The 25,730-nt window shown below is 44.7% G+C and carries 20 protein-coding genes, 1 pseudogene and 2 riboswitches; of the genes and pseudogenes, 6 read left to right on the top strand and 15 right to left on the bottom strand.

What is annotated here, in order from left to right:
- Positions 1-22: 22 nt before the first annotated feature.
- The 5 genes from mtnW to FQV30_RS00965 all read left to right on the top strand — a co-directional run bounded on the left by mtnW (position 23) and on the right by FQV30_RS00965 (position 6,458).
- Positions 23-1,237, top strand: coding sequence for a 2,3-diketo-5-methylthiopentyl-1-phosphate enolase (mtnW, locus tag FQV30_RS00985; protein WP_146498285.1), 1,215 nt, complete (start codon positions 23-25; stop codon positions 1,235-1,237).
- Positions 1,238-1,242: 5 nt separating this feature from the next.
- Positions 1,243-1,908 (top strand): 2-hydroxy-3-keto-5-methylthiopentenyl-1-phosphate phosphatase, encoded by a 666-nt coding sequence (locus tag FQV30_RS00980; RefSeq protein WP_146498284.1) that lies wholly within the window; start codon positions 1,243-1,245, stop codon positions 1,906-1,908.
- Complete coding sequence (locus FQV30_RS00975) at positions 1,905-2,525, top strand: methylthioribulose 1-phosphate dehydratase (RefSeq protein ID WP_186725483.1); 621 nt, start codon at positions 1,905-1,907, stop codon at positions 2,523-2,525. Before FQV30_RS00980 ends, FQV30_RS00975 begins: the two co-directional genes overlap by 4 nt.
- Positions 2,526-2,540: 15 nt before the next feature.
- Complete coding sequence (locus FQV30_RS00970; RefSeq protein WP_146498283.1) at positions 2,541-3,080, top strand: 1,2-dihydroxy-3-keto-5-methylthiopentene dioxygenase; 540 nt, start codon at positions 2,541-2,543, stop codon at positions 3,078-3,080.
- A 171-nt stretch (positions 3,081-3,251) separates the two neighbouring features.
- Positions 3,252-6,458, top strand: coding sequence for a hypothetical protein (locus FQV30_RS00965; protein WP_146498282.1), 3,207 nt, complete (start codon positions 3,252-3,254; stop codon positions 6,456-6,458).
- Positions 6,459-6,494: 36 nt separating this feature from the next.
- On the opposite strand, the gene FQV30_RS00960 is transcribed toward FQV30_RS00965, so the two are convergent.
- The 5 genes and pseudogenes from FQV30_RS00960 to proB form a co-directional block, all read right to left on the bottom strand.
- A complete protein-coding gene (locus tag FQV30_RS00960) occupies positions 6,495-7,853 on the bottom strand; it encodes a glycosyltransferase family 2 protein (RefSeq protein WP_146499525.1) in 1,359 nt (452 codons plus the stop codon).
- Between the two features lie 56 nt (positions 7,854-7,909).
- Positions 7,910-8,956, bottom strand: coding sequence for a HEAT repeat domain-containing protein (locus FQV30_RS00955; protein ID WP_146498281.1), 1,047 nt, complete (start codon positions 8,954-8,956; stop codon positions 7,910-7,912).
- Between the two features lie 191 nt (positions 8,957-9,147).
- Positions 9,148-10,020 carry an amidase gene (locus FQV30_RS00950; RefSeq protein ID WP_255473272.1) on the bottom strand — a complete coding sequence of 291 codons (873 nt, stop codon included), beginning with the start codon at positions 10,018-10,020 and terminating at the stop codon, positions 9,148-9,150.
- Between the two features lie 43 nt (positions 10,021-10,063).
- Positions 10,064-10,152: riboswitch (cyclic di-GMP riboswitch) on the bottom strand.
- 165 nt (positions 10,153-10,317) lie between these two features.
- Positions 10,318-11,589: a glutamate-5-semialdehyde dehydrogenase gene (locus FQV30_RS00945; RefSeq protein WP_146498280.1), complete on the bottom strand. Its 1,272-nt coding sequence runs from the start codon at positions 11,587-11,589 to the stop codon at positions 10,318-10,320.
- A gap of 99 nt (positions 11,590-11,688) precedes the next feature.
- Positions 11,689-12,456: pseudogene (gene proB, locus FQV30_RS00940) on the bottom strand (glutamate 5-kinase); the annotation flags it as partial.
- A 380-nt stretch (positions 12,457-12,836) separates the two neighbouring features.
- On the opposite strand from proB, the gene FQV30_RS00935 reads away from it, so the two are divergent.
- The gene (locus FQV30_RS00935) at positions 12,837-13,487 is read left to right on the top strand and encodes an alpha/beta hydrolase (protein WP_146498278.1); all 651 of its coding nucleotides are present in this window, start codon (positions 12,837-12,839) and stop codon (positions 13,485-13,487) included.
- A gap of 146 nt (positions 13,488-13,633) precedes the next feature.
- On the opposite strand, the gene FQV30_RS00930 is transcribed toward FQV30_RS00935, so the two are convergent.
- The 10 genes from FQV30_RS00930 to FQV30_RS00885 all read right to left on the bottom strand — a co-directional run bounded on the left by FQV30_RS00930 (position 13,634) and on the right by FQV30_RS00885 (position 25,717).
- On the bottom strand, positions 13,634-15,070 hold the full coding sequence (locus tag FQV30_RS00930; RefSeq protein ID WP_146498277.1) for a carbon starvation CstA family protein: 1,437 nt from the start codon (positions 15,068-15,070) through the stop codon (positions 13,634-13,636).
- Between the two features lie 217 nt (positions 15,071-15,287).
- Complete coding sequence (locus FQV30_RS00925; RefSeq protein WP_146498276.1) at positions 15,288-16,022, bottom strand: amino acid ABC transporter ATP-binding protein; 735 nt, start codon at positions 16,020-16,022, stop codon at positions 15,288-15,290.
- 36 nt (positions 16,023-16,058) lie between these two features.
- Positions 16,059-16,826: an amino acid ABC transporter permease gene (locus tag FQV30_RS00920; protein WP_146498275.1), complete on the bottom strand. Its 768-nt coding sequence runs from the start codon at positions 16,824-16,826 to the stop codon at positions 16,059-16,061.
- Positions 16,827-16,938: 112 nt separating this feature from the next.
- Positions 16,939-17,781 (bottom strand): transporter substrate-binding domain-containing protein, encoded by an 843-nt coding sequence (locus FQV30_RS00915; protein ID WP_146498274.1) that lies wholly within the window; start codon positions 17,779-17,781, stop codon positions 16,939-16,941.
- A 123-nt stretch (positions 17,782-17,904) separates the two neighbouring features.
- A riboswitch (Lysine riboswitch) is annotated at positions 17,905-18,088 on the bottom strand.
- A 159-nt stretch (positions 18,089-18,247) separates the two neighbouring features.
- Positions 18,248-18,934 carry a DUF4352 domain-containing protein gene (locus FQV30_RS00910; RefSeq protein ID WP_146498273.1) on the bottom strand — a complete coding sequence of 229 codons (687 nt, stop codon included), beginning with the start codon at positions 18,932-18,934 and terminating at the stop codon, positions 18,248-18,250.
- 69 nt (positions 18,935-19,003) lie between these two features.
- Positions 19,004-20,383 carry an alkaline phosphatase gene (locus tag FQV30_RS00905; RefSeq protein WP_146498272.1) on the bottom strand — a complete coding sequence of 460 codons (1,380 nt, stop codon included), beginning with the start codon at positions 20,381-20,383 and terminating at the stop codon, positions 19,004-19,006.
- Positions 20,384-20,563: 180 nt separating this feature from the next.
- Complete coding sequence (locus tag FQV30_RS00900) at positions 20,564-21,451, bottom strand: DUF8171 family membrane protein (RefSeq protein WP_146498271.1); 888 nt, start codon at positions 21,449-21,451, stop codon at positions 20,564-20,566.
- A 120-nt stretch (positions 21,452-21,571) separates the two neighbouring features.
- Positions 21,572-23,155: a histidine kinase N-terminal 7TM domain-containing diguanylate cyclase gene (locus FQV30_RS00895; RefSeq protein ID WP_186725481.1), complete on the bottom strand. Its 1,584-nt coding sequence runs from the start codon at positions 23,153-23,155 to the stop codon at positions 21,572-21,574.
- Positions 23,156-23,383: 228 nt separating this feature from the next.
- Positions 23,384-24,595 carry a multidrug effflux MFS transporter gene (locus FQV30_RS00890; protein ID WP_146498269.1) on the bottom strand — a complete coding sequence of 404 codons (1,212 nt, stop codon included), beginning with the start codon at positions 24,593-24,595 and terminating at the stop codon, positions 23,384-23,386.
- Between the two features lie 249 nt (positions 24,596-24,844).
- Positions 24,845-25,717 (bottom strand): proline iminopeptidase-family hydrolase, encoded by an 873-nt coding sequence (locus tag FQV30_RS00885; protein WP_146498268.1) that lies wholly within the window; start codon positions 25,715-25,717, stop codon positions 24,845-24,847.
- Positions 25,718-25,730: the final 13 nt, after the last annotated feature.

Below are 25,730 nucleotides of genomic sequence, written 5' to 3'. Positions count from 1 at the left end.
TTTCCTAGGAGCGTGAAACTATTTGAGCAGATTGACAGCTACGTACCAGCTTTTTGGACAAGCAGGATCTTTCGGAAAGAAAGCAGAAGGCATCGCGCTTGGGCTAACCGTCGGATCATGGACCGACTTGCCATTATTGGAACAGGAACAATTAAAACACCATAAAGGAACTGTCGTGTCAGTTACTGAATTCGAAGATGTCCGCCATCCATTGAAACCGGAACAAATCCGGGCAGAAGTGAAAATCTCTTATCCGAGCCTTAATTTTTCACCTGATTTGCCGGCCATCCTGACAACCGTTTTCGGCAAATTGTCGCTTGACGGCGAAGTGAAGCTGCTTGATCTCGAATTTGACGAAGAGCTGCTGTCCAGCTTTCCAGGCCCTCGGTTTGGAATCGACGGAATCCGCAGCCAACTTGGAGTTTCTAGCCGACCGCTCGTCATGAGCATTTTCAAAGGCGTAATCGGCCGCGACCTGGATTATTTGGCGGATCAGCTCCGCCAACAGGCACTCGGCGGCGTAGACCTTGTCAAAGACGACGAGATTCTATTTGAAAATCCGTTGACGCCATTCGAAAGCCGGATTACAACCGGCAAAGAAGTGCTCCGCCAAGTTTATGAGGAAACAGGGCACCGTACATTGTACGCAGCCAATTTGACGGGACGTACTTCCGACTTGAAAGGAAAAGCGCGGAAAGCCCGGGAGCTTGGCGCAGATGCCCTCCTGTTCAACGTCCATGCATATGGCTTTGACGTTCTGCAGGAGCTGGCGGAAGATGACAGCATCGGTTTGCCGCTCATGGCCCATCCGGCCTTCAGCGGAGCCTTCACTTCTTCTCCGTTTTACGGAGTCGCGACACCGCTTGCCCTCGGCAAGCTGACCCGGTATGCCGGCGCTGATTTTTCTTTGTTCCCCTCACCTTACGGAAGTGTAGCGCTTGAAAAATCTGCCGCACTTGCACTGGGCGAGGAACTGACCAAACCGAGCACCGCGAAACGGACATTCCCCGTTCCTTCGGCCGGCATACACCCTGGCCTTGTCCCGCTTTTGATAAACGATTATGGAATCGAAAGCATTATTAATGCGGGCGGTGGTGTGCATGGCCACCCAGGCGGCGCGGCTGGGGGCGGCCTTGCTTTCAGGCAAGCCATCGATGCCGTCTTGAACGGAATCAGCTTAGCGGACGCGGCTGAACAGCATCCCGAATTAAAAACAGCACTCGAGTTATGGGGGTAAGCAACATGAATAAACCGATCATTTTTTGCGATTTTGACGGCACGATCACCGATCAAGACAATATCATGGCCATTATGAAGAAATTTGCGCCGCCCGAATGGCTTCCTGTCAAAGATGGTGTGCTCAACCAGACTCTCTCCATACGTGAAGGTGTTGCCAAGATGTTTTCACTTCTTCCAGTTTCGGCAAAAGATGAAATTATTTCTTATGTGCTTGAGCAAGCCCAGATCCGGGAAGGGTTCGGTGACTTTGTCGCTTATACGAGAAAGCACAATATACCACTTTACGTCGTCAGCGGCGGCATCGACTTTTTCGTCCATCCCCTGCTTGAACCATACGGTCCATTCGCCGGGGTTTATTGCAACGAGGCGGATTTCTCGGGTGAAACCATCCGCATCCATTATCCGCATAGCTGCGACAAAGAATGTACAAGCCAAGGCTGTGGATGCTGCAAACCGTCCATTATCCGCACCTTGCTTGAAAGCGACTCAACAAGCATCGTCATCGGGGATTCAATCACTGATTTAGAAGCAGCCAAGAAAGCAGACCTCGTCATTGCCCGTGATTTCCTTATTGAAAAATGCGAGGAACTGGACATTCCTTATGAACCATTTTCCAACTTCCATGAAGTCATGGATATTATCGATTCACGGTTAGGTGTGAAATTATGATAGCGCTCCAAGAGAAGAGATGGACTGAACTTGCAGATATAAAAGATGAATTGGCCGCAAGAGATTGGTTCATGGGCACCAGTGGAAATCTGGCCATAAAAGTGAGCGATGCGCCTGTTAAGTTTTTGGTCACAGCAAGCGGAAAAGACAAAAAGAAGCGTACGGCGGAGGACTTTCTCCTTGTTGACGCAGCCGGGAAACCGGTGGAGAAAACACACTTAAAACCTTCCGCAGAAACCTTGCTGCACTGCGCGGTCTATTCGAAAACCACAGCCGGATGCAGCCTGCATGTCCATACCGTAGCAAACAACGTCATATCCGAATTATATGGAGACGACGGTAAAATAGATTTTCAAGGCCAGGAACTTATCAAGGCATTCGGCATGTGGGAAGAAGACGCTTTGCTGTCCATCCCCATCATTCCGAACTATGCCGATATCCCCCGTCTTGCCGATGAATTCAGCCAGCACCTTGGCACCGATAAGGGAGCCGTACTGATACGGAACCATGGCATCACGGTCTGGGGGAAAGATGGTTTTGAAGCCAAAAAGCTGCTTGAAGCCTGTGAGTTTTTGTTTCAGTATCAAGTGACACTCAACCAAATATACTCAAAATAAGAGAGGAAGATTCGAATGGCTATTATTAAAATTCAAGGAACAAACGAAACAATTGAAGCGCATAACGAGGTTGCTGCATTCTTGGAAAAACAGGAAGTAGTCTATGAACATTGGGACATCAATAAATTGCCTGAACACCTGCGCGAAAAATTCGATTTGAGCGACGAAGAAAAAGATGAAATTTTGAAAGCTTTCAAAGCGGAAATCGACGACATTTCAGAACGCCGCGGCTATCAGGCAGCTGATATTATTTCTTTGTCTGATTCCAATCCGAAATTGGATGAGCTGCTGAAAAATTTCCAGCGCAAACACATCCATACTGATGACGAAGTCCGTTACATTGTCAGCGGCCATGGCGTTTTCATCATCCAAGGAAAAGACGAGCGTTTTTTTGAAGTTCACCTGTCCCCTGGCGACTTGATCTCGGTTCCAGAAAATATTACCCATTACTTCACTTTGGCAGAAGACCGCAAAGTAGTTGCTGTCCGCATTTTTGTTACGACAGAAGGCTGGGTTCCTGTCTACCAGGAAGAAAGCGAAGGCGTTCAAAACTAAAGTTCACTTTTTAGAAAAAGCTCCTGATTTTTCAGGAGCTTTTTTTGTATATCCATTTAATCTGCCATAGAAAGCAATGAGGGTTGCACAGTAAACATTTCTATTTTTTAACACTTTTAAGCTATAATAGCCTTAAGTATTTCTACTTTTAAAAGAAAAGAGTGGTTATGGGTGAAAAGGATTTTCCTGACCTTGTTAGTCATCGGGGCATTATTGGCACTGCCGATTTTAATCTGGTTTTTCAAGGATGAAAAGAATGTGGAAGTAGCAATTATCGATAAAACCGTCCCCGATGAAACTTATCGGGAGCATCAAGGGCTTTCATGGCTTTTGAATCATAACCGTTATGTTGATTCAGCAGGCCAGCCTTATGAAGCCAGTGAAGATTATTTCGGTTTTGTTCCAAATGAATCTGAAAAAGATTACGAAACCCGTCCGGTGCCTGATTCTCTAGAAGACAAAGATTTGATCTATCTGGCGGATACATACGGGGTTTACGAAGAAGATCTTCCTTGGCAAACGGAAGAAAAAGAACCCGGTTCCTCCTCCCTTCTGCATGGCGGCTTGGAAATGCAAGAGTGGCAGGCCATCAAAACCCAAGTGGAATCCAATGGCGCAGATTTGGTGGTCGAATTCAATACATTCGCGTCCCCTACACCGGAAAATGTCAGAAGGGATATCACCGATTTTCTGGCATTGGACTGGAGCGGCTGGAGCGGCCGGCATTTTGCGGATTTGAATCTCGCGGCCGGCGAAGTCCCGCAATGGATTGCCGCCAGTTATGAAAAAGAAGAAGGCCGGGAATGGTCCTTTGAGGGCGGCGGTTTTGTGCTGGTCAATGACTTCGAAGGGACGGTGGTCGTCCTTTCCGAGGAACGGGGAGAAGTAGGCCCTGGCGGTTTACGTGTGGCCTTTACCGAACAAGGTCAGGAACACTTTTCTTTGGATGAAAGCCCTTCTTTCGGCTATTGGTTTGATATCAACAAGGCCGATCCAGAAGCGGAAGTACTGGCCGATTATCAGTGGAACCTGAAGGAAGCCGGAACTGCCAAGCTAAAGGAAGCCGGCATTCCTGAAGCATTCCCTGCCGTTGTATACCAGCAAAGGAACCGGTCAAACGTGTATTACTTTGCCGGTGACTTCGTGGATGTCGGGGAAATTCCAAACTTTTACCGCTATGCGGCATTCTCCAACATCCGTTCGATTTTGTCCTTTGATGCGCTCGGCGGAGAAAGCAATTTCTATTGGAAAACGTATACGCCCATGATGAAAACCATTTTGGCGAATACCCACGCCAAAGAACCGGCACCGAAAACAGCACAGGTGCCGCAGGCGGAAACAGATGGCATTTCCTATCCATCGAGAATAAACGGCCAGGAATTTGAAGTTTATAAAGATGGCAACTGGGAGCCGTTTACGATTAAAGGCGTTAACCTTGGAATGGCAAAGCCCGGAACTTTCCCGGGGGAAGCGGCGATTACACGCGAAGAATATGACAGCTGGTTCCGAGCTATCGGCGAAATGAATGCCAATGCGATACGCATCTATACTCTCCATCCTCCTGCTTTTTATGAAGCTTTCGCGCGTTATAACGCGTCAGCGGAGGAGCCTCTCTACTTGTATCACGGTATTTGGATTGATGAAGAGCCGTTAGTTGATACACTGGATGCTTTCACGCCAGAAATCACAGAGAAGTTTCAAGCAGAAATACAAAAAGTGGTGGATGTTGTCCATGGCAACGCCAAAGTGAAAAAAGAACCCGGCCACGCTTACGGAACCTACAATGCCGATATTTCCCCTTATGTGATTGGATGGCTGATCGGTATTGAATGGTTCCCCTTGACGGTCGCTCAAATGGCTGAAGATTATCCGGATTTAGGCGATTACGCCGGAGATCATGTCTATACAGAAGATGCCAGTCCGATGGAGCATTGGCTTGCCCAGCAGTTGGATCACTTGGCTGGCTATGAACTGGATAATTACCAAAGCATGCGGCCTTTAAGTTTCACCAACTGGCCGACAACGGATAATTTAGACCACCCTGCAGAACCGAACGTGCAGGAAGATATTGCCACTGTTGATCCAAATCACATTAAACCTAAAGGCGGGACTGAAAAAGTCGGGATGTTCGCCTCTTATCATGTTTATCCTTATTACCCGGATTTCTTGACTCTTGAAGAGGAGTACACAGAATTTACGGACCATCGAGGCGAGAAAAACAACTATGCCGGCTATTTAAAAGATTTGAATGACTCTCATGAAATGCCGATTCTTATTGCAGAATTTGGGGTACCGGCTTCACGAGGAAAAACCCATGAAAATCCATCCGGCTGGAACCAAGGGTTCCTTTCCGAAAAGCAGCAAGGGGAAATCGCGGCCCATCTTTATGAAGACATCCTTCATGAAGGAATGCTTGGCGGACTGGTGTTCACGTGGCAGGATGAATGGTTCAAGCGCACGTGGAATACAATGGATTACGACAACCCAGACCAACGGCCGTTTTGGTCGAATGCCCAAACAAACGAACAACAATTTGGCCTTTTAAGCTTTGATCGCCATAAAGTAAAAGTGGACGGCGAAGACGATTGGGAAGATGGCAAGCTGCTTTATGAGAAAGACGCGGGAGCCCTGCGAAAATTGGCCGTGGATTCGGATGAGCGCTATGTCTACCTTAAGGCCGAATTCGACCCTTCAAACAAAAACTGGTGGGAAGAACAGGATTTTAATGCCTACTTCAATGTCCGGGGAGACAAAGGCGTTTCTGTCGACGCCCTATCCGGCAGCAGCTTTTCTGCAGATTTCCATCTTAAAATCGAGGATGAGAAGCAAGGGGATTTGTTGGCAGCAGGCGACTATGACACTTTCTACTATGATTATTATGAAAAGCTGAAGATGATTCCAAAAGCTAAGGAAGATATCAATGCCAACTTCCATCCAATGCGTTTGGCATTGAACAAGGAACTTGTGCGTCCGGATACGAAAGAAGTACTGCCTTTTGAGTCCTACGAAACTGGAAAACTCCAGTTCGGCATTGCCGATCCTGAAGATGAAGCCTATGATTCTTTGAATGACTACTATTATTCAGATGAAACCGGCATTTTGGAAATCCGCATTCCATGGATGCTGCTTAACGCAAAAGACCCGAGCCAGCATGAATTTATGGGCGATATGCGCAAAGGCGGACTGGAATCGTCGATCACCGTTGAAGGCATAGGCATTGCAGCCTCCCTGACGAATAAGAATGGCAACGCTTCTGAAAAGTTTGATGTTGAACAACCGGCAAGCTATTCATGGGAAAAATGGACGTTGCCAGAAACAGAAGAACGATTGAAGCAGTCTTACTACATCTTGCAGAAAAAATTCGCTGAAATCGAATAGCAAAAGAAAAAGGGAGCCTGTCACAGGCTCCCTTTTTTAGTCTTCTGAGAAAACGCCTTTACGCTCCATGTTGCCCCATACCGATTTTTTCTTAAATGCGTAGAACAACCCTGTGACGCGCCAAAAATTCATCAAAATTCGGTACCAGAAAGTTTCTGTTAAAGCATAAATGTATAAAACAACAATGCTTCCCACCGTAGGATATTTATGGTATGTCCATTCTTCCAGCAGCACTGCCAGCGAAGACAATAGCGAACCATAAAGGACCATCACTAAAAACATTACCAAGGCAATGTCCGGATTGATGAATGAAAAAACCAACCCGCCGATAATGATGAAGTATCCCATCACTTCAAAGACCGCGCTCAGCAATTCAACGAACAAATAATAAGGAAAGGAAAAAAGGCCGATGCCCCTATATTTTGGATTGAAGAGCATCTTTCTATGCGTCCATAATGTTTCCGCCAATCCTCTTTGCCAACGGATCCGCTGCGCGCGAAGCGAAGCGATGGTGCTTGGCGCCTCGGTCCAGCAAACCGGATCCTGGATATATTCAATCCGCTGTTTCGATTTTTCGTCCTTGATTGACCGGTGGAGCCTGACGATGAGTTCCATATCTTCCCCTACTGTATCGGTTTTATAACCGCCGACTTTTATGACCCGGCTTTTTTCAAAAACCCCGAATGCTCCGGAAATAATCAATAGAATATTGACTCGGCTAAACCCAAGGCGGCCTATCAGGAAGGCCCGGAAATACTCGATAATCTGCATAATTTCCAGCGGTTTCCTCGGCAATGCCACTCTTTCGATGACGCCTTTGTTGATTTTGCAGCCATTTGCGATTCTTACGGTCCCTCCCGTCGCAGTGACTCGCCCAGCAGAATCGATAATTGGCTTCATCGTTTTCAAAAGAGCGTCTTCTTCCAATATCGAATCGCCATCAATTGCAGAAAAATAAGGGTAGCGGGAGAAATTTATCCCCGCATTCAAGGCATCCGCTTTTCCGCCATTCTTTTTTTCGATCAGGAAAAGTTCCGGATGGAGAGCAGAACGGTAAGCCCGTGTAATCTCCCCTGTTTTAAAGTAAGTGCGGATCGCCAAATCTATGGGCTCCATTTGGAATTGCGATATCACTTTTTCGCTCGTTCTATCAGTTGACCCATCATTGACCACAATCACTTCATATTGGGGGTAGTTTAACGACAGAAGGGATCGGACCGTACTGACGACTCCTGCTTCTTCATTATAGGCAGGAACCAATATTGAAATGGGATAGGTGTCTTTGTTGATGGACAACTCTTCAATCTGCTCATTCCGGCTCAGCTTTTTCTCTTTTCTTATACGGGGGCCTGCAATCAAGAAGAGTATTATATAAATTACTCCGGCAGAAATCATATAAAAAATGATTCCCCAGGAAATAATATCAATCAGATCCGTCAAATAATCAATATTCACGCGCTTATTCCCCCTTTTCTCGTCAACATATGTTTAGCGATGTCCCGGGAATAAGCATCCTCATCCCATAGCGCAACGTGCCTCAATAAAGTCTCACCATCCGGGAAGGTTTGGATATTTTCTGCTGCGGAAAAACGCACCCACCAGACGGCATCTGAAAGCAATTCCAGTAAGGTTTGTTTATATTGCGGAAGATTACATGCTCCTGCAAGTTTTGCCGCGTACATCCGTTCCTCCCAATATTCTGAACCGAAAAAAGGATCCAGGATTGATGAATCTGAAATTTTTCCGTAGTTGCATAGGCTGTTCATAGCCTTCAAGCGAACTTCTTTTCGTTCATCATATATTTTTTTCTCCACAAAAGAGAAGAATGGTTCATTTTTTTGTTCTCCATTGAATGTAATAAAAGCAAACAGTACATTTTCAGCTATATCTGCTTTATCCTCAATTATCTCTAAGATTTCCCACATCAACACTTCATTCAATCGAAACAATAACTCTTTGATGAAACCGGTTGATAGCCCTTCTTTTTCCACAATTACCGGAAGGATCCGATCTTCCTGGAGCGAAGCGCAGACCCGTAGGCACTGCCGAAATTCTTCATCCTGTTTTTTCAACTTCAGAAAATGCCTATAAGCATCTTCCCGCAGTGAAAGCAGATAAAAGTCTTCGATAAAATACAAGGCGTTGATCCGTTCGGCCCAGCTTCCCCTTTTTAATGTCCGCCGGTAATGGGCTGACAAATATTTTTCCGCCAGCTGGTTGAGCTTTCGCTCTTCCAAATCCCCGTCATTGCTGCTGTAAAATTCATCAAGCATCTTTTCCATAACCATGGTTTGGATGCTTTTTCCTCTTGGTAAACTCGGTTCAGCCGGCCGGTTTCCTTCAATATATTCGATATATTGGGGCTTCAATGAATTTAAAGCTTCATTGATTTTATTTTCATGGCTTATCGCTTTAGCCTTCCATAAAATCAAACAAAATAAGATAAATAGTTGTACAGCAAGCAAACCCACAACTATCCAAACGAACAATTCGAGCACTGCCTACTCCCCCTTCCCTCTCGTAAATTCAAGCAATACATTCTCTTTTCCCTCGATATGAAAATTGCTAAACACATTGAAAAATTAGTGTATCACTTTCCAAGAAAATAAAATATTTTTAATAGATATCCTTCCCAAAAAAAAACAATGCTACCAGGGTACGGCAGCATTGTTTTTTATCGTTTTTAAATTTATGGCGCCATTGTCTTCCAGCTGTCGACATGGTGGATGGCAATGCCTCCAAATGCAGGATGGGTTGCATAATGTCCGTTGATTATGGCAAGCTGGCCATTCATATAAGCTTCTCCTTCTTCATAGAAAGAAATTGAATCGCCTTCGTCAGTCTGCCCGGTTTCAACCCCGACAACAACTGTTTTTCCATGTTTTTGCCCAAACGCCAATTCATTTTTAACAAGTTCTATTATAAAAGGAGCTGTGTCCCGGTAAGACATGATGGAAACGCTATCCGTCTTGGCAATCACCCACTCAGCAAGGATACCTTTTCCATACGTATTCTTATAGGAAATCTCATCAAACCAAAAAGGCATGTCCGCTTCTAAAGGAAGAGCGAGCGCTGCGGCGCTGTTCTTTGCTTTTGTCAATAATGCTTGATATGCTTTGACCGTTGCCGCCCGGTTAGTATTCCAGCCGCTGTATAAATACGGTTCTACGTCTAAATGGATGCCCGCGAATTTTTGCGCAGTGGTTGAGCCATTTTGATAAGACTTGATCCAGGCCATCAGCTTATCCTGGTGGACTGTGCCATTTGGAGCCACCCAACCCGGAGCGCCGTCAAGCGCAAAAATGCGCATTCCTTTTACTCTGGCTTTCTCGATAAAACTGCGATACACTGCCGGTGGAATATCGGCATCAATTTGCACATAAACTTTGTTGACCTGTTTGCTTTCCAAGAATGCAAGAGTACCCGCCTCATCGCTATAAATCATCCATGGATTCCATAGCCATGTTGCCCGGACATTCCGATCCGCCGCTTCTGCATTTCCAGTGTTTTGGCTAAATAGGAACAATAGCACCACACCCGCCATTACTAATTTTTTCATCATCATTCTTTCCCCCTATTGAAAGCCGTGGCCCACAAAAGGAAGCCCAGGCAACCTGACAACCATGCGTTTGAAAAACGGTTAGGCTCATAGCTTTGCGTCCTTCCCTTTCGGAGAAGTTTGCCTTTTTCTAGATTTTTTCTCATTATAATCAATAGTGGTCATATAGTCTATATTCATTTCCAGTTATTCCTTAATTCTAATTACCTATTTATTGTTATATATTATAAAACTTCTATCTTTAACATAAAAAAAACTGCAAAGCAGCCAATTACTAATTGCTTTCCAGCTTTTTTATCCCTATTTTACCTGTCCATTGCCCCGAATGACATATTTGGTCGAAGTCAACGCCGGCAAGCCCATTGGTCCACGTGCGTGGAGCTTTTGGGTGCTGATGCCGATTTCAGCTCCAAATCCAAATTCAAAACCATCTGTAAAACGGGTCGAGGCGTTATGGTAAACGGCCGCCGCATCAACTTCCGTGAAAAACTTCTCTACGTTTTCATTTGCTGCTGAAACGATTGCTTCCGAATGCTTAGTGCCGTACTGATTGATATGGGCAATAGCTTCATCGACTGTTTCCACAACTTTCACAGCAACTTCCAAATCCAGATATTCCGTTCCCCAATCTTCTTCGCCAGCAGGGACAATTTTTTCCCCTTGCTGTTGGACAACGGCATCTCCATGAATTTGAACGCCTTTTACCTGAAGGGCTGCAAGCAAGTCCGGCAAGTGTTTGTCTGCCCAGTCTTTCTGCACGAGAATGCTTTCGCAGGCGTTGCAGACTGATGGCCGCTGCGTTTTTGCGTTGAGGGCGATGCTCATAGCCATTTTTGGATCAGCCGTCTTATCTATGAAGATATGGCAATTGCCTGCTCCTGTCTCCAAAACCGGAACTGTGGCGTTTTTCACGACCGTTTGGATCAGCTTGGCTCCGCCTCGCGGAATCAATACATCCAAATACTCGTTCAGCTTAAACATCTCTGAAGCAGTTTCCCGGCTAGTGTCCTCCAGCAGCTGCACCGCTTCAATTGGCAATCCGCTTTTTTCAAGCGCATGATGGATTGCCTGGACAAGTGCTTTGTTTGAATGGATGGCTGTAGAACTGCCGCGGAGCAGGACCGCATTTCCTGTTTTCAAGCATAAACTTGTGGCATCGACAGTCACATTCGGCCTTGCTTCATAAATCATCCCGACTACACCGAGAGGGACCCGTACCGCAGAAATTGCCAAGCCGTTCGGGCGTTCCCATTGTTCCAGAACTTCCCCCACAGGATCGGTTAATTCGGTCAGCAGCATCAAAGCATCAGCCATATCTCTCAAGCGTTTTTCATCCAGTTTCAAACGGTCCAGTAACGAATCATTCATTCCGTTGCCTTTTCCAATCTCTAAGTCCCTGCTGTTTGCAGTTAAAATAAATTCCTGTTCTTCTAACAGTTGCGCTGAAATCAATTGAAGAGCTTCGTTTTTCTGTTTGGTTGTCATTTTTGCCAATTCTGAAGCGGCCGCTTTTGCCTGCCGGGCTTTTCGGACCAACTCATTGGATTGTGCAACTTCGATAATTCCACTCATTCTTTGGGCCCCTTCCATTTTTGCTTTTTCTCGCTTTGATGGGCTGGATTATTGGTGTCCAGCCGCTGCCTTATAGCTTCCCACAGGGGCTGCAAGAAAATTTCCGATGTACGTGCCATCCCCTTTTCCGTTAAGGATATCAACCAGCTTTTCAGCTCCGATGCCTGTTCCGATGAACACCGGGACACCCGAATTCAAGGCCGTCCGGGCGGCTTCTATTTTCGACTTCATGCCGCCGGTTCCCACTGTAGATCCTTCAGATGAAGTGGCGTTTATCAGTTCAACCGGAATATCCGGAAGAAAGTCATATCTTTGGGCACTGGGATTTGTGCGTGGATTTTGTTTGTAAATGCCGTTGATGTCTGTAAGAATCATTAGGAAATCCGCTTGCACAAGACCACTCACTAACGCGGATAACATATCATTATCCCCAAAGGTCAACCCCTCTATCGATACAGAATCGTTTTCATTGATAATTGGCAGGACATCCCGCTTCAATAATTCGCAAAGCGTTGCTTTTGCGTTTTTCGACTGGTCCTGATAAAGAATGTTTTGTTTTGTCAGCAACAACTGGGCCGCTACAACATCATGTTTTTTGAATTCCTCTGTATACCCTTGCAGCAATAGCCCTTGCCCTACTGCTGCGGCTGCCTGTCTGCCTTCAATTGTGGCCGGACGTGAAAGATATCCCAAATCCGTAAGGCCGGCTGCCACTGCTCCTGATGAAACCAATACCACTTCATGCCCAAGTTGCTTCAAGCGCGCAAGTGCATCCACATGCTCTTTTAATTTCACCGTACACAGTCCGCCCTCACCATTGAGCAAAGAGCTGCTTCCGATTTTCACAACAATTCTCTTCTTTTCCACTTACTAGTCACCACCCAATTTTTATAGGTAAACAAACCGTTCTCCATCAATTCTCTCTACAGAAATCCCATGCATGACCAAAACTAAGATTGTATTATTATGCACTAATAAGAATTTTTAGTCAATATTTTAATTGATAATATTTAAAATTATTACAAAAGATACGCTTGCAAATTTTCTCGTTTATAATTATCCGTATATTTATACATGCGATATTATATTGGGCTGGCTCTTCCATTAATCTCGAGAGATGTATCTTTTAAATAGCCCTAGTACAGACAATCAAACAAAGAATATTCGAATTATACAAAAAAATAGCAAGTTTACATACTCAGCGTTTAACTTCTTAGTATACTAATAGAACAAAGGAGGAATGATGGATGTTTAAAATCGAAAAGAGAAGTGTAGAAGGCTATAAAGATTTCGAAGTGCCCTTCGCATTTATCAAAACAGAAAATGAAGCAAACAGCTTGGCCATTCTTCTTCCAGGAGCCGGCTACACGACAAGCTCTCCCTTGTTCCATTATTCAACTGAACTCTTTTTAAATCGTTCGGTTGATGTGTTGAAAGTGAATTATCAATACAAAAATGAAGCATACGATAATTTCACAATGGAAGAATTGAGCACAGCCATCAAACATGATGTAAAAACAGTGTTTGATCAAGAACTAGAAGACAGTTCTTACGCCAATTTTTATCTTATCGGCAAATCCCTTGGCACCATTGCAATGGGCATAGAATTGCAAAGGCCAATCTTTCAACAAGCAAAAGCTGTATGGCTGACTCCGCTGCTTCAGCAGGATGACGTGTTTCAAGCAATGCTGGACAGCTCTAATGAAGGATTGTGCTTTATTGGCGATGTAGATCGCTGTTATATCAAAGACCGTTATGCCCAAATCAAAAGAAAGACGAATATGAGCAGCAAACTTTTTCCGAATGTGGACCATAGCCTGGATTCCAGAGATGGTGTTATGAGGTCAATTGAGGTATTAGAAACTGTAATACAGGATATCAAGGATTTTTCAAATTAAGGAGCAACTTGATTAGATGGCATAAAACTACTAGGGTACTCTACTGCGGCATCTACCATTCAACCCTTTTGATTTACGATAAAGTTTCATTGGCAGGCAATACAAAAAGCATCCTATAACACCAGGATGCTTTTTGTATTGTGTTTTTATATAGCCCCAATTTCTGAGTTAACTTCTTTCAAACTTCTGTATTTGATAATCTGAGCTGCATACCACAACAGAACCACTAGCGTGACGCAGGCACCGATGATGGCGGAGGTTTGATAATCCATGTTCAATCCTTCCGGCGCATAGAAGATATACATGGAAACGACGCCTGTCATAAAGCTAGCCGGAACTCCGCAGATCCAATGGAAGCGGAAATTTTTCAATAAGTAAACTGTTGCCGTCCATAGCATGACTGTCGCCACGACTTGGTTAGTCCAGCCTACATAACGCCATAGGAACGTATAATCGATTGTCGCCATATAAAATGTGGGGATTGCTAAAGGAATTGTCACTAAGAGAATTTTCACTTTGCCTTCCATGTTTGTGAATTTGGAAAGAATATCCGTTAAAATCATGCGAGACGAGCGAAGAGCCGTATCGCCTGTCGTAATCGGCAAGATGATAACGCCGAAAATTGCCAATAGCCCTCCCATCGTGCCAAGCAAGGAAGTAGAGATTTCATTGACGACACCGGAAGGCCCTCCAGCCGCCAACGCCGCCCCAAGCCCTTCTGTACCATTGAAGAACGCCATTCCGGCAGCTGCCCAAATAAGGGCAATTACACCTTCAATGACCATTGCTCCGTAAAAAATCTTGCGGCCATCTGTTTCTTTCTTCATCGTACAAGCAATAATCGGACTTTGCGTACAATGGAAACCGGAAATCGCCCCGCATGAAATAGTAACCATCAATAGCGGCCAAATCGGCAAACCCCCCGGATGCAAATTTTCAAACGTTAGATTGGGCATCGGCTTTCCTGAAAACACTAATGCTACTGCTACCGCAACTGCCATGAACAATAGAATCCCGCCCAAAAGCGGGTAAATGCGTCCAATAATCCGGTTGATCGGCAAAATTGTCGCTAAAATAAAATAGAAAAAGATAAGTCCCAACGCCATCATGAAACTGATCGGTGTAATCTGCGCAATCAATTGTGCCGGGCCTGCTGTAAAGGCAGCCGCTACTAGAAGCATGAGTACCAATGAAAGCCCATTAATAAAAACTTTTACATGTTTGCCTAAATAGCGTCCAACCAGTGCCGGAAACTGCTCTCCGCCGTGGCGCATCGACATCATCCCAGAGAAATAATCATGTACCGCTCCAGCAAAAATGCAGCCAACAACGATCCAAATAAACGCAACCGGGCCATATAATGCTCCTGCTACCGCTCCGTAAATGGGGCCGAGCCCGGCAATATTCAGCAACTGAATCAAGTTGCCTTTCCACCAGCTCATTGGCACAAAATCCAAGTTGTCCCTTTTCGTATAGGCCGGAGTCGGCGTATTGTCATCTACTACAAATACCCGTTCAACAAATTTCGAATAAAAGATATAACCGAAAATAAGAAATAAAAGTGCTGCAAAAAAAGTGACCATTTGCCTGACCTCCTGATGTAAGTTTCTAGTGTATGGCTATAATAACACTTTTAATTGTTTTTTAGAAATAATATTTTGAAAAAATAAAATATTATTTTTATTTTAATGTCAGAACTTAATTTAATTTTCTACCTTTAGGAAATGCTCCTTAAATTGCATCAATTAAATTTCATAGAAAAAGGCTGACTCCTTAACAGAGTCAGCCTTAAATCAATTATTATCTCAATGTCCGTTTCAAAAATTCCCGTGTCCGTTCATGTGTTGGATTGTTGAAGATTTGCTCTGGCGGCCCTTCTTCTACAATGACTCCTTTATCCATAAAAACAACGCGGTCGGAAACTTCTTTTGCAAATTCCATTTCATGCGTCACAACCAACATCGTCAACCCGCTTTTCGCCAAATCCTTCATGACTTTTAACACTTCACCTACCATTTCCGGATCAAGAGCGGATGTCGGTTCGTCAAATAGCATGACATCCGGTTCCATCGACAACGCCCGGGCAATGGCCACCCGCTGTTTTTGGCCGCCGGACAATTGCCGGGCTTTCGCGTTGACGTATTGGTCCATGCCTACTACCTTCAAATACTTTAGCGCCACTTTTTCAGCTTCTTCCCTCCGGCGCTTCAGCACTTTCACTTGCCCTACTGTACAGTTGTTGATGACGTTATGGTTATTGAACAAATTGAATTGCTGAAAAACCATTCCCAGCTTCGTACGATACGCATGGATATCGTGGCGGTCATCCAAAATGTTTTCACCATTGTAGATAATTTGGCCGCCGCTCGGCTTCTCCAACAAGTTGATGCAGCGCAGAAGCGTTGATTTGCCGGATCCTGAAGAGCCGATTACACAGACTACCTCTCCTTTATGCACTGCGAAGTCGATATCTTTTAAAACTTCATGAGTGCCAAATGATTTGCTTAAATGCTGTATCTCGATCACTTTTTCCATAAGGTCTCCTCTTCCATTCTCTGCTTGGTTTCCGCTTTAGATTTTGATTTTATTTTCGGTATCTTCCGGTTTTGCCACTTGCATCGGCAGGCCGCCGATCATGCTATAGTTTTCCGGTCCATCCATTCTTCTTTCAAGTCTGCGAAGCAGCAAGGTGATAGCAAAAGTCATGATAAAATACAACACACAGGCAACAAAGAACGATTCAAAATAGCGGAAGTTGTTTCCGGATACGGTTCTTGTCTGAAAGAACAACTCCGTAACCCCTATGACACTCAGCACAGCCGTGTCTTTAATATTGATGACAAACTGGTTGCCTGTTGCAGGCAGAATATTGCGCACCACTTGCGGCAATACAACATGCATCATGGTCTGGAAATGGTTCATGCCGATTGCTTGGGCTGATTCGAACTGGCCTTTGTCTACAGAAACAATACCGCCTCGGACGATTTCTGACATATAGGCTCCCGTATTGATCGAAACTATGAAAACAGCCGCAAGGAATACATCCATGTCAATGCCGAAAGCCAGGGCAGAACCATAGAAAATGACCATTGCCTGAACCATCATCGGTGTACCGCGGAAAAATTCGATATAGGCTGAAAGAACAAAATTAATGATTTTCAGCAAGATTTTTTTCATGCCCCGTTCAGGCATCGGGATGGTATGGACAATTCCGATCACCAATCCGATAAATGCGCCGATCAATGTTCCAATTATCGATATCAAAAGCGTCATGCCCGCTCCGCGCAAAAACATCGGCCAGTTGTTTGTGAGTATGTTAACAATCCATTCGTAACTCATTGTTTTCCTCCTAAATATAACTTCAAGCGGTGGACTTCCTTAACTTCGAGTACCTTTAAAGCGTAAAATACAAAACCGACTGCACTAAGATGCAGTCGGCACCACTATGGCTTTATTGTGCAGCTGGTTGATTTTGAATGGCGGCATCCATAATTTCCTGGCGCTCTTCTTCAGAAATCGCTTTTAAGCTTTCATTGATCTGTTCAGTCAAGTCGCTGCCTTTTTCAAGACCGACCGCAATCGCTGTATCTTCTTCTGATGTTTCAAATCCATCTGTAAATTCGACCATGGCGAAGTTTTCATTGGCTGCAGAAGCGCTTACCGCTTCTGGGCGCTCAGATACATAGCCATCTATCATGCCGGATTCCAGCGCTACTCTCATTGCCGGGAAACTTTCCATTGCTGTTTCTTTAGAGACCCCTTCAATCTGGTCAATGACTGAATAATGGAAGGTGTTGAGCTGAGCCGTGATTTTAGCACCTTTAAAGTCTGCTAGCGTTGTGGCACCTTCGTATTTGCCGCCTTTTTTAACGACCATGACCAGCTCTGAAGTGTAATAATGATCTGAGAAATCGATTGTTTCTTTACGCTCGGCCGTTGGAGACATGCCGGCAATGATCGCATCGATTTTTCCGGAAGTCAGCGCTGGCACAAGGCCATCCCATTCTGTTTTGACAATGACCAATTCTTTGCCCAAGTCTTCCGCGATGCGTTTTGCAATTTCCACGTCATAGCCGCCCGCATATTCGGCGTTGCCGTCAATTTTAACAGCCCCATTGGAATCGTCTCCTTGCGTCCAGTTGAACGGTGCATACGCAGCTTCCAAGCCTACTTTGAATGTATTGTCTTCGCCTTCACTTGAAGAACCGGCATCAGAGCCGCCTGAACCACAGCCGGCCATAAACAGCATCGCTGCCAAAAACACAATCGAGAATAGTGATAAATTTTTCTTCATTTTCTTTTCCCCCTTCAATTTCCCCTTATACATCTATACAAAAAAGGCAACTTGCATAAAAAACGGCCTGAGACGAGCTCAAGCCGAACTATGTATAGTTGCCTTAAATCCTCTTCTGGTCCCCTTTGAGATAGCACACCTTGAACGCCTGGGAGGGCTTTTCAAGATAGTCCTGCAGTTCTTAACTGCAGACCCAGCAAATAATACAGAGAAATATTAAAAGCTTCGGCGATAGTTCCTTCTCCTGAGCATCATAGCTTCTCAAACTCCACTTAGGACTGTTAAATACCGCGCCTCTACCTCACTTGAAAGCAGTGAGGTTAAATATTATTCAATTCTGTCTTTTAGTTTACATGAAGCAATTTAGCGCTGTCAACAACGTAAATATTCATTTGCTGCAAAAGGGGCAAATAATGAAAAGAAGCCGGCTCTATCCATGAGCCGGCTTCTTTCGATTCGTTTATACTTAGAATTTTATATCGATTTTTTTGGCATCTTCCAATTTGTTTTCTTCCTTATCGAAAACATCGCTTGTTGTAACGGTTAAAGAATCGATATCGGATTTTTCAATGATAAACCCGACATTGCCGCTTTTGGTTTCTCCTGGCGCGATTTCTCCGCCCAACTCTTCCAAGTAAATATCATCTTCCCATGTTTTCGTTTCTTCCGCACTTGTTTCAACCAATGCTACTGGCGCAAAGTGAAGCGGCGCATCCGATGTGTTTTCAATTTCCACAAAAAATTTCACCATATCGAATTCAGCATCGTGTGTATACGAATGGTAAAAATCGATCAAGCTGTAGTCAGGTTGAAAATGAAATATTTTCGCTTCTCTTATTGTCAGGCTGATTTCGCCGACGCTCGCAGTTTGGGCTTCCGTATTGGCATTTGTCAGGTTGATTTCGCCTTTGCTGTCACGCATCGACTGCCCAACTTCCTGAAGCAGGCGATCATCCACCACTTGAGGATTTTTCACATACCCATCGTAATAAGCAGGAGCTGCAGCAGTTTCAGTAGTTTCAGCAACCTCGGCAGTATCGGCAGCCGTCTGTTCAGCTTGGTTTTCGGCTGCAGAAGCCGCCGGTTCAGCCTGCCCGGAACAGCCGGCTAACAATAAGATTGCCGCTAAATAAAAATAAATCGCTTTTTTCATCATTGGACCTCCGTCATTCAAAAAGCTCCCAGTGGGATAAGCCAGCAAAGGGAGCTTTTTGCATGTTAATTAGTTATCGCTGATTTCCACTTTCGCTTTCAACAACTCGAAAATGATTTTCGCATGGTCTGTATTATCAAGCTGTCCTGCGAACTTGCCGCTGGAAGGACCGTAAGCATATACCGGGACATCTTCTCCCGTATGTCCGCCAGTTGTCCATCCAGTGTGCGACCGTTCATTGAAAATGGCTTCAATGGCATTATCAATATCAGTCAACTTCCCTTTTTCCGCCGCTTTTTTAACCGCATCAATCTCTTCGGAAGTTAGTTCTAGATCAATATATTCAGAGAGAGTCTCTTCAACATTAGCACCATCTACAATTTGTTGGGCCATGAAATCAGGAGTACGTTTAGCCGCTTTGATCGGTTCCCCGAACCAGTTGTAAATGCCATCAGATCCGATTGAAAATCCACCTGTTGAATGGTCAGCTGTTGCAACGACAAGGGTGTTCTTATCTTTCTTTGCAAATTCAATCGCAGCTTTATAAGCTTTTTCAAAATCTTCCATTTCACTCATGGCACCCACTATATCGTTATCATGCCCAGCCCAGTCAACTTGGCTTCCTTCCACCATCAAGAAAAAGCCATCCTTGTCTTGCTTCAGGCGATCAATTGCCGATGTTGTCATTTCCTCTAATGAAGGAGTATCGCTGTCGCGGTCGATCATTTTCGGCATTCCGCCCGGAGCAAACAGCCCAAGAATTTGTTCATCCGTATTCTCCAACAATTCCTCACGGGAAGTTACATAGCTGTATCCATCTTCTTCAAACTCTTTCGTAAGGTCACGGTCTTGGCGTACAAACAAATCTGTTCCACCGCCTAAGAGAACGTCCACTTTGTGTTTTCCATCAATGATTTCATCAAAATAATCATCGGCAATTGCATTCATGTTTTTACGGGCGATGTCGTGTGCACCGAATGAAGCTGGGGTTGCGTGTGTAATTTCAGAAGTGGCAACAAGACCTGTTGCTTTTCCTTTTTCTTTTGCAGCCTCAAGCACCGTCTTCACTTCAGTTTCGTCGTTATCGACCGCAATTGCATTATTGTATGTTTTGATTCCTGCTGACATAGCTGTTGCGGCTGATGCTGAATCCGTCACGTTTTGTTCAGGATCTTCCGGGTAAGTGGTTTGCTGGCCAACCAGGTATTTATCGAACTCTGTGCCTTCCACAAATTTCGTAGTTGAATCATTTTTCAAATAGCGGTATGCAGAGGTATAGGAAACCCCCATGCCGTCGCCAATCAAGAAAATGACATTTTTCACTTTTCCGTTATCGTCGTTCTTTCCTTTAGCATCAACGTTTGGCACTGAAGCTGAAAACCCTGCAACTGCTACAGCCGATGCAATTGCAAAGGGGAATATCTTCTTTTTCAAAATATTGTTAATCATTTTCGTCCTCCTCTTGGTTGCTTTCACTGATTAGTATACGTCCGAATTATTGAGCAGAAATTAAGCAATGTTTTCATTTTAGTAAAATAACAAAAATTTATCGTAATATACTTTACAAAGCAAAATAAAAAATCTTCGATACCTCGAAGATTCCTTCACTCATTATTCATGGATGATTTTTTACTGTATAAAATGGTCTTCATGGTAATGTGCAGTCAAGGAACGGCGTTTATGCTTCGCCATCAAAGTCATGGTCATGCCCGCTACAAGGGCAGCAGCGATAAGGTTTAGCCAAAGCACCCAATTGCCGAAAGCCTCGGCAAAGTTTGCCTGCCATTCAAGGTTCAAACCCGCTTCATACAAATAATCGGAGACAAAAGCGATGCCCACCAAAAGCATAGACGCCACAATGAACCGTGCATCCGAAACTTTCTCTTTTGCCGCCAAAAGTGCTGACTGGCCCCGTGCGTCCATCCCCAATGCCGGCTCTATTTTGCCGTTTAGATACGGCACCAAGAACAGAACAGGGAACAAGCCGAACAGCAGGCCTGAGATGATGATTGCACTGATAAAAGAACCGATTTCCGCGAGAATCAGGATGCCTGCCAAGCCCGGCACTGTCTGCAGCTCTCTTACGCCTAACAGCACTTGCTGGATATCGGTAGCGCTGCCGATCCCATGATAAATGAATGCACCCGCCAAAGCTGCAATTGTTATTTGCTTTCTGTTTTTAGGATCTTTCACCAAACTTCCAGCAACAAACAACCCAAGGGAAAGTGCAATAAATTGTTCAAGTTCACCGAACCCGCCGAATTGCCCGGCTAAAATTCCACCGAATAACAAAGCACCCGTCGCAGCTCCTATCGCCGTATAAAATGGACTGAATAACATGGACAAAGCTATTGGAACAAATGCAAAATATTTTGCCGAAAGAATAAGAGGCCCTAAAGCCAGCGCCGGCAGCAACTCTTCAGCCAAACTAGAAAGCCCGTATAAAGACATGGATAAAGTAAATACCAGCAACTTTTGCGATTGAGTCAACTCATTGCGTTTTTGAATTCCTTCCATTTTCTATACCTCCTTTAGTTGGTTACTTTCAAAATAGACCAACAGTTTTAAGGGCGTATAGGATTTATGTAAAAAAGCTGTAAATAGCATAAAACCCGCGGACGTTTTGCCTCGCGGGTCTTATGCTTTTTCAAATGAGCAGAGCCGGTTCTTGAAAAGTTCAACTCGGTTTCTTCCTTTTTCCTTTGCCAGATAAAGCGCTTGGTCCGCCTCTCCCATGACAGCTTGTATGGAATTGCTGAAATCCCCTGCTTCAATTTGCACTTCGGACACTCCAAAGCTTAAGGTCAAGTCAATCCGTTTCCCATCTATGAGAAGGTAGCTTTCTGAAATTTGTTTCCGGAAATCATCTGCCACTTCCTGCGCCGCCTCCATAGAAGTGTTAGGCAAACAGATCACGAACTCTTCTCCCCCGTATCGTCCAAGGATATCCGTTTCCTGTAAGCTTTCCTTTGCAGATTGGGCGATATAGGTTAATACAGTATCTCCTGTCGCGTGTCCATATGTATCATTGACACGTTTGAAATGATCAATATCAAACATGATGACAGAGGCAAGGCCTCCCTGGTGCGACAGGCGTCCGAACGCTTCTTCCGCTTTTTCAAGAAAGCAAGTCCGGTTGAACACTTGAGTGAGCCCATCAATGCTTGCCAGCTGCTTCAGCGCCCTCTCCATTTCCACTCTTTCTGTTACATTAACAAAGGTGACAATTTTGCCGACGAGAATATCGTTTTTGTTTCGGACCGGCGAAAACCGGATTTGGAAATGCAGCAGCTCTTCGTTTATATACAACTCATAATCGCATTTCTGTTCACGCAAAATAATTCTTTCAAGCAAGCGGCTTCCAGACAGCACTTCCCCAATCCGCTTCCCAATTGCGCGATTCTGCAGTACAGGCAGAACTTTTAAACTCGCTTTGTTATAATCGACAATGATATTATCCCGGTTTAACACAATGGCCCCTTCTTCCATACTTTCAAATATGGTGTCCCGGGCAATTGGCGCTACATTGAACATTTGAAGCGGCAAAAGGGCTATTCCGTGCAAGATAAAAGAAACGCTCATGAAGACCGGCCCTAGATCAATTCCGTGAGGACTTACGCCAGACAGGTAAAAAAAGCTGGCAATGACAGGAACGAGCACCCCCGCCATCATCAATAGAACTTGCATCCGGAATTGGAAAACTTTATTTTTTATCTGTTTGAACAAAATCGCCATGCTCGCCCCAATGCATCCATACAGAAAAAGGGAATGCACATAAAACCAAGGCCCTCCCACAAGATCGGCTATCGCAAAAGGGCTATCCTCCTTTAAACCCACTGTCGTGTAATAGAAATGGTGAAAATCATTTGTAGTTTGCATAAAAACTGTTAATGCCGCGATTGCAAAAAGGGTATTTTTGACCTCTCGCTTCACCCTCTGCCCCACATAGTCAAAACACATCAACAATATGAATAGCGGTAAAAATGGCAGCGCGATATATTCAATTTTCAGCCAAAACTTGATTTCTTCCAGCGTCGTACTTGCCAATTCAAACGCATAGGCAAGTGTAAAAACAGCAGACGAGGCTGTTGCTAAAACAAAATACTTTCCCCCTGGCGCATTGCTGAGTTTCAGGAACGCATAGATAGCTAAAGACAGACTTATTCCCCCGCCTAAAGCAACAACTAAAATATATTTTATCAATTCGTACGCTATCTCCATCTTCTCCCCACTAATCCCTGTAATATTCACTTATTATATAGCCCTTTATATCTTTTTGACTAGGCATATTTTAAATCACCCATAAAAAATTAATAAAAAAAGTTATATAATTATTTTTTTATCATTCCCGTTTATTTACACTTGCCAGGCAACTTCTCCATAACTTTCTTACTCAAAAGAAGAGGCCTTTTCTGCAAGAGAAAAAGGCCTTTGTCTGAGAGGATTGATTTAATTTTTTACAGAGGCAGGATTTACTGCTTTTTTAACAAGAAAATGATAAGCCACCAAAGCGATCAAGCTCATTGAAAAAATGGTAAGGCCCATCGGCACCGCCGTTTCTTCTCCAGCAATTCCGACGAGCGGGGCGGTCAAAGCTCCAAGAACAAAAGGAACAAGACCCAGCAGGGCAGATGCACTGCCTGCTGCATAAGTTTGGGTTTCCATCGCCAATGCGAAAGAAGATGGAGCCACAACGCCAACCGAAGTGACAAAAAAGAAAATCGGCACTGCGACTGCCCACAATGGGCCCCCGGTTCCGACGACTGCCAACAAAACCGCCCCGGAAACAGTAGCAAGGTACAAAGCCGTTTCCAAAAAACGTTTTTCAGAATAGATATATGAAAAACGCCCCACAGCATAACTGCCAAAAATCAGGCCAAAGCCATTCATTCCGAAAAGCAGACTAAACACTTGGGGAGAAACACCGTAAATGTTCTGATAGATGAAGGGTGTTCCCGCTACATAAGCAAATACTCCACCGATTAAAAATCCTTGAGCGAGCGCATACCCGGTAAACTGCCGATTTTTTATGATGGTTCCAAAATTGCCGAACGTTGATTTCAAATTGCCTGGAGTCCGTTTTTCGACCGGAAGACTTTCTTTCATCCGGAAAGCGGTGATGACCAAAAGGACAAAACCGACAATTGCCAAAGCAAGGAAAATGCCTTTCCAATCAACAAAAAGCAAAACACCGCTTCCGACAGAAGGAGCCAATAAGGGAACGACGTTGCTGATGACCATAAGCAGCGCCAGCACCCGGGTCAATTCTGCACCACTTGTTAAATCCCGTACTATTGCCCGGGAAATAACCAATCCTGCCGCAGCAGCAAACCCTTGCGCAAAGCGCATGGCAATCAAAATACCGATATTGGGAGCGAACATACAAGCAAGAGATGCTGCAACATAAATAATCAATGAAACAATCAATGGCCGGCGACGCCCGTGCATATCGCTTAGTGCGCCTGCCACTAATTGACCGACTCCTAATCCCATCAAACAAGCTGTCAAACTCAACTGGACGGAAGAAGCAGTAGTGGCGTAAACTTCGGCAAGAATCGGAAATGCCGGCAAGTACATATCAATGGTAAAAGGAATAAGAGAAGTAAGCGCTCCAAGCAAAAGCACAAATCGCGCTCTTTTGAATCCTGTCATATTTTCCATCTGTCAAAACCTTTCTTTATGTATATTAAACTTCGGATACAGGGTTTACTGCATTATTTCAAACAACTGTTTTCTAGGTTAACACAAGATCTTTATAGTTTGGCTTATTCTGCTCATCAGCCATGGATTTAACATCAAGGCTTCCCCCATATACAAAAAAAGACCTTTACAGATTATAAAGGTCTTTTCCGCTTGAATCCGACTTTTTATTCGGTACGGCCTTGTACGAAAAAGCGCTGTTTCTCCCGATCACCTTTCCTGCCGGTTCAAAAATTCCCGTATTTTACTCTCATAGGCATCCGGATCTTCTTCGCCAGGGGTATGCGAACAATTCTCAAACACAAAGTATTCAGAACCCGGCAATAGGCTGGCGTAGTAGGCTGTTGTTTCTGGAGTGGCTTCATCATACCGGCCGCACGCAAACAAGGCAGGCAAGCCGATTTCCTCCAACCTTTCCGTAACGTCAAAGTCCTGCAAGGTGCCGGTCACTGTAAATTCGGAAGCTCCCCACATATAGTTATAGATTTGATGGTTCATTTTTTCAAACTCTTCCATCATCTCTTTGGGCCATGGGTCCAGCCGGCAGACATGGCGCTTGTAAAAAGCATACATCGCATCTTGATACTCTTTTGCCTCTGTCGTTTTTTCTCTTTCATGCCGTTCAATGACAGCCTGCATTTCTTGGGGAAATTGCTTCAAGTATGCCCGCTGATCCCGCTCCCACATACGTGAATGGAGCGCAGGACCTGAAAAGACAATGCTTCGGACACCGGATGGCTTTGTAAGAAGGTAACTGGAAGCAAGCATCGTTCCCCAGGAATGACCGAGAATATGTACTTCATCCAAACCCAACGCTTCCCGAACCTGCTCCAATTCTTTGACATACCGCTCGACTGTCCATAATGAAAGATCGGCCGGCCGGTCAGAATTTCCGCATCCCAGCTGGTCATACTGTATAACAGGGCGCTCATTGCCAAGATTCCGAAGCGGGTCTTTGCCGCTGCTTTTGCCACCCGGTCCGCCATGCAATACCAAAAGAGGGATTCCCAATCCATCTCCCGTAATCCGATACCAGACATTCCCTCCTAGCACCGGAATGTATCCTTCTGTCACATGTTCCATTTCACTAACCCCT

The sequence above is a fragment of the Planomicrobium sp. CPCC 101110 genome, assembly GCF_007859395.1.
Lineage (GTDB): Bacteria > Bacillota > Bacilli > Bacillales_A > Planococcaceae > Planococcus.
This window is presented reverse-complemented; position numbering and strand designations above follow the sequence as displayed.